General features: G+C 58.5%; 16 protein-coding genes and 1 pseudogene. 13 read left to right on the plus strand and 4 right to left on the minus strand.

Annotated features, from left to right (window positions below; genetic code table 11):
• The first annotated feature begins 56 nt into the window (after positions 1-56).
• From EGM97_RS11230 to EGM97_RS11270, 9 genes are all read left to right on the plus strand, one after another.
• Positions 57-2,969: an aminotransferase gene (locus EGM97_RS11230; RefSeq protein WP_238962515.1), complete on the plus strand. Its 2,913-nt coding sequence runs from the start codon at positions 57-59 to the stop codon at positions 2,967-2,969.
• 317 nt (positions 2,970-3,286) lie between these two features.
• Positions 3,287-4,165, plus strand: a complete 879-nt coding sequence (gene aguB, locus EGM97_RS11235; protein ID WP_238962516.1) for an N-carbamoylputrescine amidase — start codon at positions 3,287-3,289, stop codon at positions 4,163-4,165.
• A 3-nt stretch (positions 4,166-4,168) separates the two neighbouring features.
• On the plus strand, positions 4,169-5,275 hold the full coding sequence (gene aguA / locus EGM97_RS11240; protein ID WP_238962517.1) for an agmatine deiminase: 1,107 nt from the start codon (positions 4,169-4,171) through the stop codon (positions 5,273-5,275).
• 244 nt (positions 5,276-5,519) lie between these two features.
• On the plus strand, positions 5,520-5,720 hold the full coding sequence (locus tag EGM97_RS11245; protein WP_238962518.1) for a hypothetical protein: 201 nt from the start codon (positions 5,520-5,522) through the stop codon (positions 5,718-5,720).
• Between the two features lie 338 nt (positions 5,721-6,058).
• Positions 6,059-7,345, plus strand: a complete 1,287-nt coding sequence (locus tag EGM97_RS11250) for an OprD family porin (RefSeq protein WP_238962519.1) — start codon at positions 6,059-6,061, stop codon at positions 7,343-7,345.
• Between the two features lie 234 nt (positions 7,346-7,579).
• Positions 7,580-8,326, plus strand: a complete 747-nt coding sequence (locus tag EGM97_RS11255; protein ID WP_238962520.1) for a 2OG-Fe dioxygenase family protein — start codon at positions 7,580-7,582, stop codon at positions 8,324-8,326.
• A 13-nt stretch (positions 8,327-8,339) separates the two neighbouring features.
• On the plus strand, positions 8,340-8,777 hold the full coding sequence (locus EGM97_RS11260; RefSeq protein WP_238962531.1) for a GNAT family N-acetyltransferase: 438 nt from the start codon (positions 8,340-8,342) through the stop codon (positions 8,775-8,777).
• Positions 8,774-9,487 carry an AzlC family ABC transporter permease gene (locus tag EGM97_RS11265; RefSeq protein ID WP_238962521.1) on the plus strand — a complete coding sequence of 238 codons (714 nt, stop codon included), beginning with the start codon at positions 8,774-8,776 and terminating at the stop codon, positions 9,485-9,487. The genes EGM97_RS11260 and EGM97_RS11265 overlap by 4 nt, the downstream gene beginning before the upstream one ends.
• A complete protein-coding gene (locus EGM97_RS11270; RefSeq protein ID WP_238962522.1) occupies positions 9,466-9,783 on the plus strand; it encodes an AzlD domain-containing protein in 318 nt (105 codons plus the stop codon). Before EGM97_RS11265 ends, EGM97_RS11270 begins: the two co-directional genes overlap by 22 nt.
• Here the strand turns inward: EGM97_RS11270 and EGM97_RS11275 are convergent.
• Entirely contained in the window at positions 9,700-10,626 is a 927-nt protein-coding gene (locus tag EGM97_RS11275) for a LysR family transcriptional regulator (RefSeq protein WP_238962523.1), read from the minus strand. The two genes, EGM97_RS11270 and EGM97_RS11275, sit on opposite strands and share 84 nt — an antisense overlap.
• Positions 10,627-10,893: 267 nt before the next feature.
• Between EGM97_RS11275 and EGM97_RS11280 the strand changes: the two genes are divergently transcribed.
• Both EGM97_RS11280 and EGM97_RS11285 read left to right on the plus strand, forming a co-directional pair.
• Positions 10,894-11,304 (plus strand): MbcA/ParS/Xre antitoxin family protein, encoded by a 411-nt coding sequence (locus tag EGM97_RS11280; RefSeq protein ID WP_238962524.1) that lies wholly within the window; start codon positions 10,894-10,896, stop codon positions 11,302-11,304.
• Positions 11,304-11,981, plus strand: coding sequence for an RES family NAD+ phosphorylase (locus EGM97_RS11285; protein ID WP_238962525.1), 678 nt, complete (start codon positions 11,304-11,306; stop codon positions 11,979-11,981). The genes EGM97_RS11280 and EGM97_RS11285 overlap by 1 nt, the downstream gene beginning before the upstream one ends.
• 74 nt (positions 11,982-12,055) lie before the next feature.
• On the opposite strand, the gene EGM97_RS11290 is transcribed toward EGM97_RS11285, so the two are convergent.
• Positions 12,056-13,663, minus strand: coding sequence for a methyl-accepting chemotaxis protein (locus EGM97_RS11290; RefSeq protein ID WP_238962526.1), 1,608 nt, complete (start codon positions 13,661-13,663; stop codon positions 12,056-12,058).
• A gap of 357 nt (positions 13,664-14,020) precedes the next feature.
• On the opposite strand from EGM97_RS11290, the gene EGM97_RS11295 reads away from it, so the two are divergent.
• Together EGM97_RS11295 and EGM97_RS11300 are read left to right on the plus strand one after the other, a co-directional pair.
• Entirely contained in the window at positions 14,021-14,335 is a 315-nt protein-coding gene (locus EGM97_RS11295; protein WP_238962527.1) for a hypothetical protein, read from the plus strand.
• Positions 14,335-14,628, plus strand: coding sequence for a helix-turn-helix domain-containing protein (locus EGM97_RS11300; protein WP_215008801.1), 294 nt, complete (start codon positions 14,335-14,337; stop codon positions 14,626-14,628). The genes EGM97_RS11295 and EGM97_RS11300 overlap by 1 nt, the downstream gene beginning before the upstream one ends.
• A 97-nt stretch (positions 14,629-14,725) precedes the next feature.
• Here EGM97_RS11300 and EGM97_RS11305 read toward each other — a convergent pair whose 3' ends face one another.
• Positions 14,726-15,004, minus strand: a complete 279-nt coding sequence (locus tag EGM97_RS11305; RefSeq protein ID WP_238962528.1) for a DUF3077 domain-containing protein — start codon at positions 15,002-15,004, stop codon at positions 14,726-14,728.
• Positions 15,005-15,549: 545 nt separating this feature from the next.
• A pseudogene (locus EGM97_RS11310) lies at positions 15,550-15,674 on the minus strand (IS3 family transposase); the annotation flags it as partial.

Below are 15,674 nucleotides of genomic sequence, written 5' to 3' on the forward strand. Positions count from 1 at the left end.
ATCCCCTGACTCAATGGCGAGATAGGCATTCAACAAACCACCCCAGGGGTCGTTCTATGCCACTCGCCACGTTGGTTCACCGTGCCAGTTTGCCAAGCCCACAGCTCAGCGCCGATCAGGCGGTGGTGCTGCTGCGCTCGAATTACGGACTCAGCGGTGACCTGCGACCCCTTGGCAGCCAGCAGGACCTCAATTTCCGCGTCGACAGCGAACGCGGGCGATTTGTACTGAAGATTTGTCATGGCGACTATGCCATTGAGGAGTTGCAGGCCCAGCATGCTGCCCTCAAGCAACTGGCCGGACACGGTGCCGTGAAGGTGCCGCAGGTCATTGCCGCCAGCAATGGTCAGGATCTGTTGACGCTCGATGTGGACGGGCAGGCCGTGCATGTCCGGTTGCTGGAATACATTGACGGTCAACCGCTGACCCGGCTCAAACATCTTGGACCTGAGTTGGTGAGCGGCCTGGGGCGCTTGTGCGCGCAAATCGACCTGGCCCTGGCCTCGTTCGACCATCCCGGCCTGGAGCGTACCCTGCAATGGGACCCTCGCCATGCCAGCGCCTTGATTGAGCACTTGTTACCCGTCATCCCGGATGAACAACGGCGCAGTCTCGTCGCCGACGCCGCGCAACAGGCCGAGCGCCGCTTGCATCCGCTCAAGGCCCGCCTGCCGGTACAGGCGATACACATGGACCTCACCGATGACAACGTGGTCTGGCAACGTGATGCCCAGCGCCAATGGCAGGTTCAGGGGGTCATCGATTTCGGCGATCTGGTCCGTACCTGGCGCATCACTGACTTGTCCGTGACTTGCGCGGCGTTGCTGCATCACGCTGACGGCGATCCGTTCTTCATTCTGCCGGCGGTCCAGGCCTATCACGCGGCCAATCCCCTGCAGCATGAGGAGCTGTTGGCACTTTGGCCTTTGATCGTGGCGCGTGCGGCTGTATTGGTGCTCAGTGGAGAGCAACAGGCCTCCATCGATCCGGATAATGTCTACAGTCGCGATAACCTGGAACATGAATGGGAGATATTCCGGGTCGCTCATTCGGTGCCGTTCGAGCTGATGGAGGCGGCGATCCTGGCTGCCGTTGGCCACAGTCTGCCTCCGGTTGCCAGCGAGGGCTTCGCGCCGCTGTTGCCAACCCTGGTGGGCCGCGAGTTTGCCTTGATCGACCTGGGTGTACTGAGCCCGCACTTCGAGGCCGGGAACTGGGAGGCTCCAGGTATCGACCGACGCCTGCTGAGCGAGGCCGCCGCAGTCCATGGGCTGGCCGCCAGCCGTTACGGACAATACCGGTTGTCCCGCACTCGGCCGGACAGTGCCGTGGAGCCGGATACCTTTGCATTGCATGTGGAACTGCATATACCCCAGGGCACGCCGCTGGAATCGCCGTTCGCCGGGGTGGTTCACAAGACCGCCGACGGCATGTTGCAACTGGACAGTGCCCAATTGAGCGTGCGGCTCTGGGGCGTGTCGTCGCCGTTGCATTCGGGCGCCGCCCTGGTCAAGGGGCAGGTGCTGGGTGAAGCGACCGGTCCGTTGCTGGTCCAGCTGTGCCGAGGGGCGCAACTCAATCCGCCGCTTTTTTGCACGCCATTCCGGGCCTCGGCCTGGCAGGCATTGTGCCCGTCGCCTTCGGTGTTGCTGGGGCTGGCGTGCGATGCCGAGGAAGAAGTGGACGCCAGGACGCTGTTGGCCCGTCGTGATGCGAGCTTCGCCCGCACCCAGAAGCATTACTACGTCGATCCGCCGCGCATCGAGCGTGGTTGGCGTAACCACCTGATCGACATGCAGGGGCGTTCCTATCTCGACATGCTCAACAATGTCGCGGTGCTGGGGCACGGCCACCCGCGCATGGCAGCGGTAGCGGCCCGGCAATGGTCGCTGCTCAACACCAACTCGCGCTTCCACTATGCGGCGGTAACGGAATTTTCCGAGCGCCTGCTGGCGTTGGCGCCGTCCGGCATGGACCGGGTGTTCCTGGTCAACAGCGGCACCGAGGCCAATGACCTGGCGATCCGCCTGGCCTGGGCCTACAGCGGTGGTCGGGACATGCTCAGTGTGTTGGAGGCCTACCATGGCTGGTCGGTGGCGGCCGATGCGGTGTCGACATCCATCGCCGACAACCCCAAGGCGCTGAGCAGCCGTCCGGACTGGGTGCACCCGGTCACCGCGCCCAACACCTATCGCGGTGAGTTCCGCGGCCCCGACAGCGCACCGGACTACGTGCGCAGCGTCGAGCACAACCTGGCCCGGATCGCCGAGCAGAAGCGTCAATTGGCGGGGTTCATCTGCGAGCCGGTGTATGGCAATGCCGGCGGCATCGCGCTGCCCCCCGGCTATCTGAAACAGGTCTACGCCCTGGTACGCGAACGGGGTGGCGTGTGCATCGCCGACGAGGTGCAGGTCGGTTACGGGCGCATGGGTGAGTTTTTCTGGGGCTTCGAAGAGCAAGGCGTAGTGCCGGACATCATCACCATGGCCAAGGGCATGGGCAACGGCCAGCCACTGGGAGCCGTCATCACCCGCCGGGAAATCGCCGAGGCGCTGGAAGCCGAGGGCTATTTCTTCTCGTCGGCCGGTGGCAGCCCGGTGAGTTGCCAGATAGGCATCGCCGTGCTGGACGTCATGGAGGAAGAAAAGCTCTGGGAAAACGCCCGGATGGTGGGCCGCCATTTCAAGGCACGGCTGCAAGCCTTGATCGACCGGCATCCGTTGGTGGGCGCTGTGCATGGCTCGGGGTTCTACCTGGGTGTGGAGCTGATCCGCAACCGAGAGACCCTGGAGCCGGCAACCGAAGAAACCGCGACCCTGTGCAATCGCCTTCGAGAGCTGGGCATTTTCATGCAGCCGACCGGCGACTACCTGAACATCCTCAAGATCAAGCCGCCCATGGTTACGACGCGCCAGAGCGTGGATTTCTTCGTCGACATGCTGTCGAAGGTGTTGGACGAAGGGCTTTGATTGATCTGCAAGGCTGAGCTTTTCCGCTGTGGGCGCGGGCTTGCTCGCGAAGACGCTATGTCAGTCGCCATCCATGTCGACTGGGGAACCGTCTTCGCGAGCAAGCCCGCGCTCACAAATAACGCTTCTGGTTAATCTGGATATTTATCGGCCTAATTGCGATTAGGCCCTTTTATTCCTGAATTTTTGGCTTCTAAAACCGATTTTTATCGGTTATAAAGTCACCGCCATTACGACGCGATCTGTTCGCGCTCGCTGTTACCCTCTGTCATCGATCGAAGCCAGACTCGGCCCTGCCTGCCACCAGGAGATGATTCATGAGTCGTATCGTTACCGTTGCCGCCACGCAGATGGCCTGTTCCTGGGACCTCGAAGCCAATATCGAAAACGCCGAGAGGCTGGTTCGTGAAGCTGCGACCAAAGGTGCCCAGATCATTCTGATCCAGGAACTGTTCGAGACCCCATATTTTTGCCAGAAGCCGAACCCGGACTATTTGCAACTGGCGACCACGGTGGAAGAGAACGTCGCCATCAGGCATTTCCAGAAGGTCGCGAAGGAGTTGCAGGTCGTACTGCCCATCAGCTTTTTCGAGCTGGCCGGACGGGCACGCTTCAACAGCATCGCGATCATCGATGCTGACGGCCGGAACCTGGGTATCTACCGCAAGAGCCACATCCCGGACGGCCCTGGGTATCATGAGAAGTATTATTTCAACCCAGGCGATACCGGCTTCAAAGTGTGGAACACCCGTTACGCCAGGATCGGCGTGGGGATCTGCTGGGACCAATGGTTCCCCGAGTGCGCCCGCAGCATGGCGCTGCTGGGTGCGCAAATCCTGTTTTATCCGACGGCCATCGGCAGTGAGCCCCACGATGCGACCATCTCGTCCCGCGACCATTGGCAGCGGGTGCAACAAGGCCATGCCGGTGCCAACCTGATGCCGCTGGTGGCCAGCAACCGTATCGGCAACGAAGAGCAGGATGGCTATGACATCACCTTTTACGGCTCGTCATTCATCGCCAATCAGTTCGGTGAAAAGGTTCAGGAACTGAGCGAAACCGAGGAGGGCGTGCGGGTGCACAGCTTTGACCTCGACGAGCTGGAACACATTCGCAGTGCCTGGGGCACTTTCCGGGATCGCCGGCCGAACCTGTACGGTCCGATCAAAACCCTCGACGGCTCACTGGAGTCCTGATTGATGACAACTTTGCACAGCACGCCCCGCGCGGATGGTTTCCATATGCCCGCCGAATGGGCGACCCAGACACAAGTCTGGATGATCTGGCCCGAACGTCCGGACAATTGGCGCCTGGGTGGCAAGCCTGCGCAGGCCGCTCACGTCGCGGTCGCCAAGGCTATCGCTCGTTTCGAACCGGTCACCGTGGCGGTGTCTGCGGCTCAGTACGAAAATGCCCGGGCGCGCCTCGACGTGCCGAATATCCGTGTGGTGGAAATGTCCAGCGACGACGCCTGGGTCCGGGACACCGGCCCGACGTTCGTCATCAATGACAACGGCGAAGTACGTGGCGTCGACTGGGACTTCAACGCTTGGGGTGGTTTCGACGGTGGTCTGTATTCGCCGTGGAACCGGGACTCGCAAGTGGCCAGCAAGATCCTGGAGATCGAGCGCAGCCCGCGTTATCGCACCGAGGGTTTCGTGCTGGAAGGCGGTTCGATCCATGTTGATGGCGAAGGCACCCTGATCACCACCGAAGAGTGCCTGCTCAATCGCAATCGCAACCCGCACTTGAGCCGCGAGGAAATCGAGGCGGTACTCAGTGCGCAACTGGCAGTGGATAAGATCATCTGGTTGCCCGACGGCCTGTTCAACGACGAAACCGACGGTCATGTGGATAACTTCTGTTGCTACGTGCGCCCGGGTGAAGTCTTGCTCGCCTGGACCGATGACGAGCAGGATCCGAACCATGCCCGTTGCCATGCCGCCATGAAGGTGCTCGAAAGCAGCACCGATGCCAAGGGGCGCCCGTTCATAGTGCACAAGATGCCGATTCCGGGGCCGCTCTATGCCACCGAAGAAGAGTGCGCCGGCGTGGATGCGGCAGAAGGCTCACAGGAACGCAATCCGACGGTGCGACTGGCCGGTTCCTACGTGAACTTCCTGATCGCCAACGGCGGCATCATCGCGCCGAGCTTTGACGACCCGATGGACGCTACGGCAAAAGAGATCTTGCAGAATCTGTTTACAGAGCACGAAGTGGTCATGGTTCCGGGTCGGGAGTTGTTACTGGGGGGGGGGAATATCCATTGCCTTACTCAACAGCAACCCGCGCCGCGCACAAAATGAGTGGCGATGTAACAGCTTGGTGATATTCACCTCGGTGGCGCTGCGCCGAGGTTTTTGGATCCATTCCAGCGAGCCCGCGTCCCGATTGGGGGCGCGGGCTTTTTTGTGTCCTGGTGTCGCGGGCGCCGATAGATTGGCATAGCTCTTGTATCTGCACACCGGCAGTTCTGGGGAGCGGAGCTGAGTTGTTTTGTCATAAACCTTGGATAGATTAGCCGCTCATCAACCAGGAGAGGGCGCTGGAATGAATATGATAGGCGAGAGCGCATGCCATCCCTTGGCCGTTAATGGTGAGTCGCTTCAAGCCTTGGCGCAGTGGTTGAAGTCCAATGGAACGCGTCAGATCAGAGAGCCTGATCCGCGTCGGATGATCATGGAGCGCTACCCCGCTGGCCTGTTCAGCGAGGCGGAGCTGGAGGCGTTGTGGGATGTGATGCAAGGATAAGAATTCGACGGATTGATAAGAAGCGCTGGCCGGCATGGCAGCGCTTTTTTTGTGTCTGATCCACCGAGTTCGGCTACTCCTTTTAACGGATTTTTATACTTTTTTCGCCTGATTAAAGACGATTAACGAAATTGACACACTGTTGGGCGCGCGAATAGGATTCGCCCACGCCTGTGGCTAACAGCCATGACTCTTAAATAATAAAAAGGCCCGACACGGTCACTCGTGGGCGGGCCTTTTCATTATTTTCCAGGAGCAAGAGTCCGAAAAAAGAGCGCAACAAGCGCCGTTTCGGTTGTCGGTTGCAGTGCGCATCAACCCGCACAAGGAAAATAAATATGTTGAAGAAGCGCATCAGTTTGATCGCACTGGGGATTTTGAGCGCCACTCACGCCATGGCCAACGACCAGGCAGAGTCCAAGGGTTTCGTTGAGGACAGCAGTCTGAAAGTGCTGTTGCGCAACGCCTACATCAATCGCGACTACAAGGACGGCAACCGGGACAAGGCCGAATGGGGGCAGGGTGTAATCGGTACATTCTCGTCTGGTTTCACCCAAGGCACCGTGGGGGTGGGCGTGGATGCCTTCGGCCTTTATGCGCTGCGCCTGGACGGCGGCAAAGGTCGCAGCGGTGCGCAAGGCATCGATTTCTTCAAACAGGGTGACAGCGGCAACGCGGCGGATGACCTGTCCAAGTTCGGTGCTGCGGTGAAATTCCGCGTCTCCAATACGGTGCTGGCCTATGGCGACCAGATGCCGGCCCTCCCGGTGTTGAGCTACGACAACTCACGCCTGCTGCCGGAAAGCTATACCGGTACGCTGATCACTTCCAAGGAGATCAAGGGCCTGGAGCTGAATGCCGGACGTTTCACCGCCGAATCGCGCAAGAGCGCCGAAGGCCGTGACAGCGGTGGGCTGAAGTCGATCAACGTGTTGGGCGGCAGCTATCAGTTCACCGAGCAGTTCAAGGCGTCGCTGTATGCGTCGGACGTCGAAGACGTGTTGAAAAAACAGTACGTGAACGCCAACTACGTGTTCCCGCTGGCCAAGGATCAGTCCCTGACTCTGGACTTCAACGCCTATCGCACCCAGTTGGATAACAGCTACGTTCGCGAAAACAACGTCACCGGCGATGACAACAAAATCTGGAGTCTGGCTGCGACATTCGCCACGGGGCCACACAGTTTCACCCTCGCCCATCAGCGCAGTACGGGCGACAGTAACCTGGGCTACGCCTATGGCGGCTATCAGCGTGGACAGAACCGTGTAGGCGATGGCGGCAATACCATCTACCTGGCCAACTCCTACTGGTCGGACTTCAATGCCGAGGACGAGCGTAGTTGGCAGTTGGGCTATGGACTGGATTTCACCACCTTCGGCATACCGGGCCTGACCTACAACGTTGCCTACGTACGCGGCGACAACATCACCACGTCCACCAGCGAAGGCGGGACTGAGCGCGAAATCTTCAACCAGTTCAAGTATGTGGTCCAGAACGGCCCGGCCAAGGATCTGAGCGTCAGGTTGCGCAGTTCGGTGCTGCGTGTTTCGCAGAAATCCAGTGAATACAACGTCAGTGGTAACGAGCTGCGAGTGTTTGTGGATTATCCGATCAACGTCTTCTGATAGCAGGTCGCTTCAGTTGGATTGAAAAGACCCCCGAAGCTGATTCGGGGGTCTTTTGTCTTTTGGCGCCAGAAACATTACTGAAAACGACCATTTTCCCGATAAAAATTCGTTTCCACGGGTCTTCAACCAACGTTTCAAGCAAGGCTTGAAATGCCTCAAATTCTTTCTCATGGACGTAAATCCTGCACCTACTAGATTAGGCCGCTCAATGCAGTGGAGACCTGATAAAAAATGATCGTTCTGAACAGGGAAGTGGGCGAAGCGCTTCGACGTGACAAATACGTTAACGTCCGCGGTGGAGACTTCAATCTCTACGGTCATTTCGGCGATTTTGTCCGGCTGACCAAAAGCTGGGAAAACATGGAGCCTGACAGCTATTACGGCCAGGCCGAATCAGGCATGCGTTTTCGTCGTTACAGCGACTTCGAATACAACCCGAAGACCCGTGAGCTCAAGCAACTCGAACACCGGGCCTACATCCAGTCCAAGGCCAACAACAGTTATGTCGGTGGGTTGGAGCGGCACTTCCAGGACTTTTCCGACGAGGTCATCAACTCGCCGGTGATGCGCAGCCTGATCGACACGGACTTCGAGGTCTACAAGAACGTCCTGCCGCAGGAACTGCATGATGAAATCTGGCAGTGCCAGATCCATCAGATCCGCATCGAGATCAAACCGGGCAAGCAATTGGAGATTACTCCCGAAGGGATCCACTGCGACGGCTACCCGTTCAGTGGCGTGCACTTCTGGGGTCGTCATAACGTGGCGGGCGCAGAGAGCCGGTTGTATACCGCCCAGGAAGAGCAACTGGCCGCGATTACCTACGAAGATATTCTCGACACGACGTTCTTCCTGGATCGCGACATGCGCCACTATGTCACCCCGGCTCGCAACGTCCACAGCCATGAAATGGCGTTCAGGCAGATTCTGGCGATCTCCTTCTCGCGGCCCGGGACCGCTTTCGACATTGTTCGCTGAACAGCTGGAAACCATGGACGATCCGGTGCAGCAGGTCCTGCTGCGCCGGGCGATGGTCAGGGACGCCGAACGAATGGAGCAGTTCTTTCGCGGTTTCGACGAAGTGTCGTTCTGCGAATGGCAGGATGCCCGATTCTTGCGTGGAGTACTTCTCCAGGAGACCACCTCGGCCTACCTGGCCATCGATGCCCGCGGTGAAGTGGTTGGCGCGGTGATTGGCGGCAGGCTGGGTACCCGCGGCACCATCAACCACCTGGCGGTCAGTCCAGGCTATCGCACCCGAGGCCTGGGTCAGCGCCTGGTGGAGGCGGCATCGGCCGACATGAAACGGGTGGGCGTGCTACGCATGTTCCTGTTCGTCGATGATGCTAACCTGGCCGGCAAGCGTTTCTGGGCGGCCCAGGGGTTCTACGAGCCCCGGGGTGAAATTACTTTCGAGAGGGATTTATGAGCAAGACTTCCAGCCAGCCGCTGGCGGTCGAACCACAAGCCTCGCGCACCTTCGCTGAAGCCAGTCCGGTGGTAGCGGGTTATTTTACGGTGTCGTTCGTGTTCGGTCTGATGGCGGTCAACGCCGGGTTGCCTTTGTGGCTGCCAGTCGCGATGTGCCTCTTCGTCTATGCGGGGGCTTCGCAGTTCGCCGCGCTGGCGTTGATTTCCAGCGGGGCGTCGCTGACCACCATCGTGCTCACTACATTCCTGATCAATGCGCGGCACATGCTGATGTCGGTCTACATGGCCAAGGCCCTGCGTGCGCTGGGCCTGAGTCGTTTCGAGCGCTGGTGCTATGCGTCCGGTCTCACGGACGAATCGTTTGCCTTCCACAGCGTCAAGCTCGGTAGCGGGGCACCCGTGAGTGTGCGATACCTCATCGGCTTCAACCTCTTCTGCCACACCTCATGGGTGCTCGGGGGCCTGTTGGGCGCCGTTTGTGCACAGTACGCCGCCCATCTGATCAAGTATCAGCTCGACTATGCGCTGACGGCGATGATGCTCTATGTGCTGGTTTCGTTGTGTGACACCCGCAACAAACTGATCGCGGCCCTGGCAGCCGTCGTGTGCATGGGCGTGTTGAGCCTGTTGGGCAGTTCACCGTTCAACGTCTTTATTGCCACTTTCGTTGGCTGCGGGGTGGGCGTATGCCTGACCAAACGTTCCTGATCCTGGTGGTGGCCCTGATGATGGCCGTGACCTTCCTGCCCCGTGCCTTGCCGTTGCAGGTCAATACGGAACACTGGCCGCCCTTCGTCGCCCGTGCGCTGGAGTACCTGCCGGTGGCGATCGTCGCTGCCATCAGCATCACCCCGCTGCTGATCAAGGATCAGCAGATACAGCTGGACCGCCCGGAGTTCTATGCCGCGATTCCGACGCTGTTATGTGCGTATTTCAGCCGCAACTTGTTTCTCAGTGTGGCGGTGGGCACGGCGGCGTATATCGCGCTCGGTTCGTTCCTGTAGCTTCAGGTCCACAACGTCGTGTAGCGCCTGGCTGGACAGCTCCGGATTGTTCACTGCCAGGCGGACCTCGAGAAAGTCCTCGAAGTCCGGGAAAATTGCCAAGCCGTTATGCAACGCCGCCTCTCTGGAGACCAGTCCCAGCCCATCGAGCTGCGTAATCAAGGACAAGGTCAGCGTTTCACTGCAGGAATACACCATTCGCTGGCTCGAGCCATAGTCGCCCAGGCCGGCATCGAGGAAACGGAGGAAGCTGTGGGAGTACGGACATTCCTGGGCCGGACGTACCTGAAACCTGTCGCCAATCGACCCCAGTGAATCGTCCTCGCCGCCGCAATGAGCGCCTACCACTCGCACTTGCACATCCGGCATCGTGATGCTGGAGAAGCCACTCTGCTGCGGCCCGATCAGGATCGCCAGGTCAAAACCTTCGTTCTTGAGCTTGCTCAGGTTCTCCATTGACTCGGCGTAACTGAACTCCAGCTGGAATTGAGGAAAAACGGCGATCAACCGATCTATCAGTCGTCGATTGAATTCCGCCGCGAGCGTGGTATTCAGCGCCACTTTAAGTGTGCGTTGCCGAGGCTTCTTGAGTGCTGCGACCTTCTCTTCCAACTGTCGTGTGGCCACCAGTACCTGATCCATGAAGGGGGTCAGTTCCAAGCCTTGGCTCGTCAACGTCAACCCCTTGTTCGAACGTCGGAACAATCGGAAACCGAACTGTTCCTCTACCTTGTTCAATTGCGCCGCCAATGCTTGCACCGTGAGGCACGAATGCTCCGCTGCCGCCGACAAAGAGCCGGTCTGCACGATGCGCATAAGGTTGCGTAAGGTTCTGCTATCCATGAGGTAATGCCCTCTGCGTAAGTGGGCTCGCTGTTGTTATGTACCTGGCCCGGGTACAGGCTGTACAGGTGGCTATCATCATGCACCTCGCCGCGGTTGTCGCGATTTTGTGGCGAAAAGCCTCGGCAGGCGATGGTTGGAGCTTATGCTCAATTCATTTTTTTTGCCGGTTTGGTGCCTTGGCTATCCGTTTGCGAATTAAATCTTAAATTATGTCCATATATGTACTACTCTTGAGGCATCACGGTAACAACGGAGTCTCATCCCATGGCAACGTCCTCCATCACTCTCAACGCACAGCAACAGCTGGAGTCTGCGGATGCCGGTCGGGTCGCCTTGAAGTTTTTCTTCAATCTCATGGAGCGGTGGGGCTGTAGTGTCGAGCAACAGCGCACGTTGCTGGGCAAGGTAGGAAACACGACCTTCTACAAGTACAAGCAACTGCCGGCCAACATACGCTTGCCGCGTGACACTCTGGAGCGCATCTCCTACCTCATGGGTATTCACAAGGCATTGAGTATCATCTTCAGCAACAGCCGGGACCGTGCATACCAATGGGTCAGCACGCCCAACACTGCCGCGCCATTCAATGGCCAGTCGGCGCTGTCCTATATGTTGGCCGGGCGGGTGGTAGACATTGCAGACGTGCGGCGATACCTCGATGGAGTGCGCGGTTGATGACGCCTCCACTGGCGGACCCGCAATGGACGCGCGCCTATCGCATCGTCAACAGCTGCTTTCCACCGATCACGCTGTTCGAAGACGTGCTGGACCCGGACGACTTGCCAACGGCCTACGCCTTGGAAGCATTGACCAATGACCGGTTGATGGAGGAAGCGGGGGTGCTGTCCCGTGTACGTCCCGAAGATCGCGTTTCCGGACCGGGCTCCTCGCCGGTCATGGCGGCGTTTACCCACATCGGCAAGAGCAGCCGCTTCAGTGATGGCACTTTCGGCGTCTATTACGCCGCCAGCAGCCAGGAAGCCGCCATTGCCGAAACCTGCTATCACCAGGCGCGATTTCTGGGGGCGACCAACGAACCGGACCTGGAATTGACCATGCGTACCTACGTGAACCAGGTCATCAAGCCGCTCCACGATATCCGCCATGATTACCCGCACCTGCACAACTCGGACCCCGATGCCTACGGCCCGTCCCAGGTATTCGCCCGGCAACTGCGTGAAAGCCTGTCCTGGGGCTTGCTCTATAACAGCGTTCGTCTGCCTGGCCATGAGTGCGTGGCCGCGTTTCGCCCGCCCGCGGTTTCGATTCCGGTCCAGGGTAAACATATCCGGTATGTCTGGAGTGCCCAGAAGCGCGAGATTTCGTTTGTGTTTGAGGTGAACCAGGTCTGAATCACCGCCCACCGGGATCCTGCGCGGTGGCGTGGCGCGAATGCCGGCGCCACACGAATCAGAACCGGGCAGTGTCAGATCTTGAACTGCTGCACCGAGGCTTGCATCGATCCAGCCGCATCGTTGAGCTGGTCCGCCGTTTGCGTCAGGTTGTGAATCGAACGGGTATTTTCCCGTGACTGTTCGGCAATCGATTCCACCCGCTGCGCCATCTCATCACTGGCTTTCGATTGTTCGGCAATGGTCAGGGATATTTCTTCCACCACTTCAGCGGCATGCCGGGCGCCGGTGCGTATTTCGCTGATGGACACGCCGGCCTGCTGGGCCAGGTTCACGCCTTCATCGACGCTGCTGACGCAAGCCTGCATATTCGCTACCGCATCCCGCGCGTTGGCCTGGATGCGTTCAATCATCGCGGTGATTTCCTGAGTGGATTGGGTGGTGCGCGCCGCCAGATTTCGTACTTCATCGGCCACCACCGCGAAACCGCGACCGGCTTCGCCTGCGCGGGCGGCCTCAATGGCGGCGTTCAATGCCAGCAGGTTGGTTTGCTCGGCGATGCCCTTGATCACCTGGATGATGGAATGAATATCTTCGGACGAAGCATCCAGCGCAGTGATCTTGACGGAGGACTGGTTCACCACCTCGGCAATGCGGCTCATACCCTCCACGACCCCGAGAATCACCTGCCCGCCGCTGCTGGCAAGGTGTTCGGATTGGGCGGAAATCGTTCGTGCGTTGTCGGCGTGTTCATGGATCTGGCTGATATTTGCCATCATCTGTTCCATGCTCGCCGCCATGCTGGTGGCACTCTGGGCCTGGTTGTCTGCGCTGGATACAATCTGCCGCGCGGTATCGCCCAAGGTCCGGGACGTGCCATGCAGTTCATCGCTCTGGCTGCGGATCGTGGCGATCATCTGGCGCAGATTGGTCTGCATCTGCTCGATCACGCCCTGCAATTGGCCCAGCTCGTCCTTGCCATGCGCGCCCATCGACCGCTGTAGATCCCCTTGAGAAATCGCCTGGGTGTTGAGAATGATCTTGTTCAATGGCGTAAGCACAGCCTTGAGCAGACTCCATGACAAGAGCACCAGCGCCACGCAGGTGGCCAGCAAGGTCACGACCAACCCATTCCGGGAGGCCTGAATGCTTTCGTCCTGATGTTCGCGAGACGATTGAGCCTGATGTTCGATCAACTCACTGACCGCCTCGTTGCGCTCCTCCAGTGCTGAAAAGGCCTGGTCGAATTCTGATCGCAATGCATGCCCGTCCTGAGCGCCACTCAGCGCCTTGGCAATCACCTGCTTTGCTTGGCCGATGTAAGTTTCGACTTGAGGTTTCAACTCGGCTATCGCTTGAGCAGCAGCGGCTGGCAACCGGGCCTCGCCATTCTCGGCAATGACCCTGCGCATACGTTGGGCGTGCTCATCGAAACCTTCCAGCACCTCTTTCGCGGCCTGGGCATCACCCGGCGCCACCAGCAACGCCGCCAGTACGTCGGCACGAATGGCGTCGTGCATCATGTCCGCCTCCATGTGCTTGCGCATGGCCGAGATACTGGTCTCGTTCTGCACCAGGGCTTCGGTCATGGAGTGATATCCCCACAACCCGATGCCACCGAGCAACAGCGCAAAAAACAGACTGACCAACCCCGAGCCGATGACCTTGGTGCGGATTTTCATCGCCGAATGCTCCTTGGGCGAGGATTTTGGGCAAGTGTAGTTGAGCGTCAGCGCGGCCTCGTGATTGGGCTGTGCTGTTATTTGGGGTATCGGCGGGGGAGATAATTAAATGAATGCGGTGAAACCCCCTGTGGCGAGGGGGCTTGCTCCCGCTGGGGGGCGAAGCAGTCCTTCTCCTCTGACGCTCACAGACTCAACCTAATATTCGGAGTCTGGACCATCGGAGATTAGCTGTGAGTTTTTTCAGCGGGTGATGTAGCCGATGGCGATCAGAGCTCAAAACGGCTGAGGCGGCGTTGCACGGATATAAGGGGGACGGCTATGGTGGTTGTACGCCATTGACGGATATGTTTCAGGATGATATTCATTGAGTCCCCTATTTTCACAGAAGACCTAAACGACCTTCTGGACGATGAGACCTACCTCGAATTTCAAGCGTACCTGGCCGAGCACCCTACGGCAGGTGACGTAATCCAAGGGACCAATGGGCTAAGGAAGATTCGGTGGGCCGCGAAAGGTAAAGGTAAGAGCGGTGGAGTCAGGGTAATTTACTACCACATTTGTGCGGCCTGTCAGATCCGCCTGATTCTGATTTATCGCAAAGGCATCAAGGATGATCTATCCCCCGGTGAAAAGAAAATATTGAGCGCATTAAACAAAGGGTGGAAATGATGGAAAAAGATCTATTCAACCGTCTGGTCGAGAGCATGACCCAGATGGACGAAATCGAGCGTGGCGAGCGCCCACCGTCTCGTGAGTTCCACGTCGACGCCTTGCAAGTCAAAGTGATTCGACAAGCCACCGGCCTTTCCCAAGCCCGCTTCGCGAAAGCGATAGATGTCGCCCTGGGAACCCTCCAAAACTGGGAGCAAGGTCGACGTGAGCCAGAAGGACCAGCGCGTGCACTATTGCGGGCTATCCACAACGACCCCAAAAATGTGTTGGCTGCCCTTCAGCACCGATGAGGCCGTATCCGACCAGCAATTGGCCTCCCCACGCCAAAGCTCAACTTCCAGACACAACGCTGCCCATCCAATCGAGCAGCGTCGTGCTACCTCGCACCTAGGCGGAATAACTCCCCGGCGCCTCCAGCACCTTCACCACATCATCGATAACGGCCTTGCTCATATCCTGCAAATAGCACGACGCCCAGGCATAGCGATCCGTGCCGCGGATCATCGCGGCGTCTTCGGCCAAAAGCTTGGCGACGTGCAGTAGATCGGAAGCGTGGGATAGGGCTTCGCCAATGGGCACACCGGCGTTGACGCGAAAGAGTGGACGGTCGGAATGGTAGGAGAAGGGGGTTAGGCCTATGGTTTTGAAGTCTTGCGGATTTGGCATTGTCTGGCTCCTTGACTGTGAGAGCCGCAACCGTCCTTTCCTACGGGATTGGGTGGCGGCCATGCACGGGGTAGGAAAACCGGGAATCAAGGTACCCGGCACACCCGAAGGTGTCCCGCGCACAGCCGCCATAAAGCATTATCGCAAACACAAAAAAAGCGCCTGCAATAATAAGCGGGGCGCATCTGCTGCGCCTTGATTACTTCGGGTTCCTACGCCCGGCCGCTGAATTCGCAGCGACTGCTGAAGATTAGCGAGCAAGCAGCTAGGCTGCAATCATGGCGCGATGCTGGCCGGGTTATAGACTCACCAGTGGCAACGACATGTAATACCAATGAAATTCTGGCTATCAGTAAGACCGCATAGGGCAGCGCTGTGCAGTTTTACCAACGCGCATACCTTGACTTCGGTTCAGGCAAAGAGAACACCCTGCAATCGACAAGGACATGCCTCCAGCAATACTGCTTTAAGGTTCTGCAGGCAAGCGTGGTGTCAGGTTTTGTCAGGTTCACGCTCCGGCCGGCATCCGCGCCGGTTTGTAGTGGTCAACTAATCCCGAACACGATGTTAAGTTTTTTCTCGGCCTGAGCTGGGGCCAGTCCATTGTTGAATTGGTGCGGTCTGATCCAGTTGTACCGATGCATCAGGTAATGACTAATGTCGCGGTGCG

It is taken from the genome of Pseudomonas sp. AF32 (genome assembly GCF_022342325.2).
GTDB lineage: Bacteria > Pseudomonadota > Gammaproteobacteria > Pseudomonadales > Pseudomonadaceae > Aquipseudomonas > Aquipseudomonas uvaldensis.

Bases quoted from the DNA above. Each gene is read 5' to 3' on its own strand.
- EGM97_RS11290 (WP_238962526.1), bottom strand. From the start codon at position 13,663: ATGAAAATCCGCACCAAGGTCATCGGCTCGGGGTTGGTCAGTCTGTTT.
- EGM97_RS11255 (WP_238962520.1), top strand. From the start codon at position 7,580: ATGATCGTTCTGAACAGGGAAGTGGGCGAAGCGCTTCGACGTGACAAA.
- EGM97_RS11270 (WP_238962522.1), top strand. From the start codon at position 9,466: ATGCCTGACCAAACGTTCCTGATCCTGGTGGTGGCCCTGATGATGGCC.
- EGM97_RS11245 (WP_238962518.1), top strand. From the start codon at position 5,520: ATGAATATGATAGGCGAGAGCGCATGCCATCCCTTGGCCGTTAATGGT.
- aguA (WP_238962517.1), top strand. From the start codon at position 4,169: ATGACAACTTTGCACAGCACGCCCCGCGCGGATGGTTTCCATATGCCC.
- EGM97_RS11250 (WP_238962519.1), top strand. From the start codon at position 6,059: ATGTTGAAGAAGCGCATCAGTTTGATCGCACTGGGGATTTTGAGCGCC.
- EGM97_RS11230 (WP_238962515.1), top strand. From the start codon at position 57: ATGCCACTCGCCACGTTGGTTCACCGTGCCAGTTTGCCAAGCCCACAG.
- EGM97_RS11275 (WP_238962523.1), bottom strand. From the start codon at position 10,626: ATGGATAGCAGAACCTTACGCAACCTTATGCGCATCGTGCAGACCGGC.
- EGM97_RS11300 (WP_215008801.1), top strand. From the start codon at position 14,335: ATGGAAAAAGATCTATTCAACCGTCTGGTCGAGAGCATGACCCAGATG.
- EGM97_RS11260 (WP_238962531.1), top strand. From the start codon at position 8,340: ATGGACGATCCGGTGCAGCAGGTCCTGCTGCGCCGGGCGATGGTCAGG.
- aguB (WP_238962516.1), top strand. From the start codon at position 3,287: ATGAGTCGTATCGTTACCGTTGCCGCCACGCAGATGGCCTGTTCCTGG.
- EGM97_RS11285 (WP_238962525.1), top strand. From the start codon at position 11,304: ATGACGCCTCCACTGGCGGACCCGCAATGGACGCGCGCCTATCGCATC.
- EGM97_RS11305 (WP_238962528.1), bottom strand. From the start codon at position 15,004: ATGCCAAATCCGCAAGACTTCAAAACCATAGGCCTAACCCCCTTCTCC.
- EGM97_RS11295 (WP_238962527.1), top strand. From the start codon at position 14,021: ATGATATTCATTGAGTCCCCTATTTTCACAGAAGACCTAAACGACCTT.
- EGM97_RS11265 (WP_238962521.1), top strand. From the start codon at position 8,774: ATGAGCAAGACTTCCAGCCAGCCGCTGGCGGTCGAACCACAAGCCTCG.
- EGM97_RS11280 (WP_238962524.1), top strand. From the start codon at position 10,894: ATGGCAACGTCCTCCATCACTCTCAACGCACAGCAACAGCTGGAGTCT.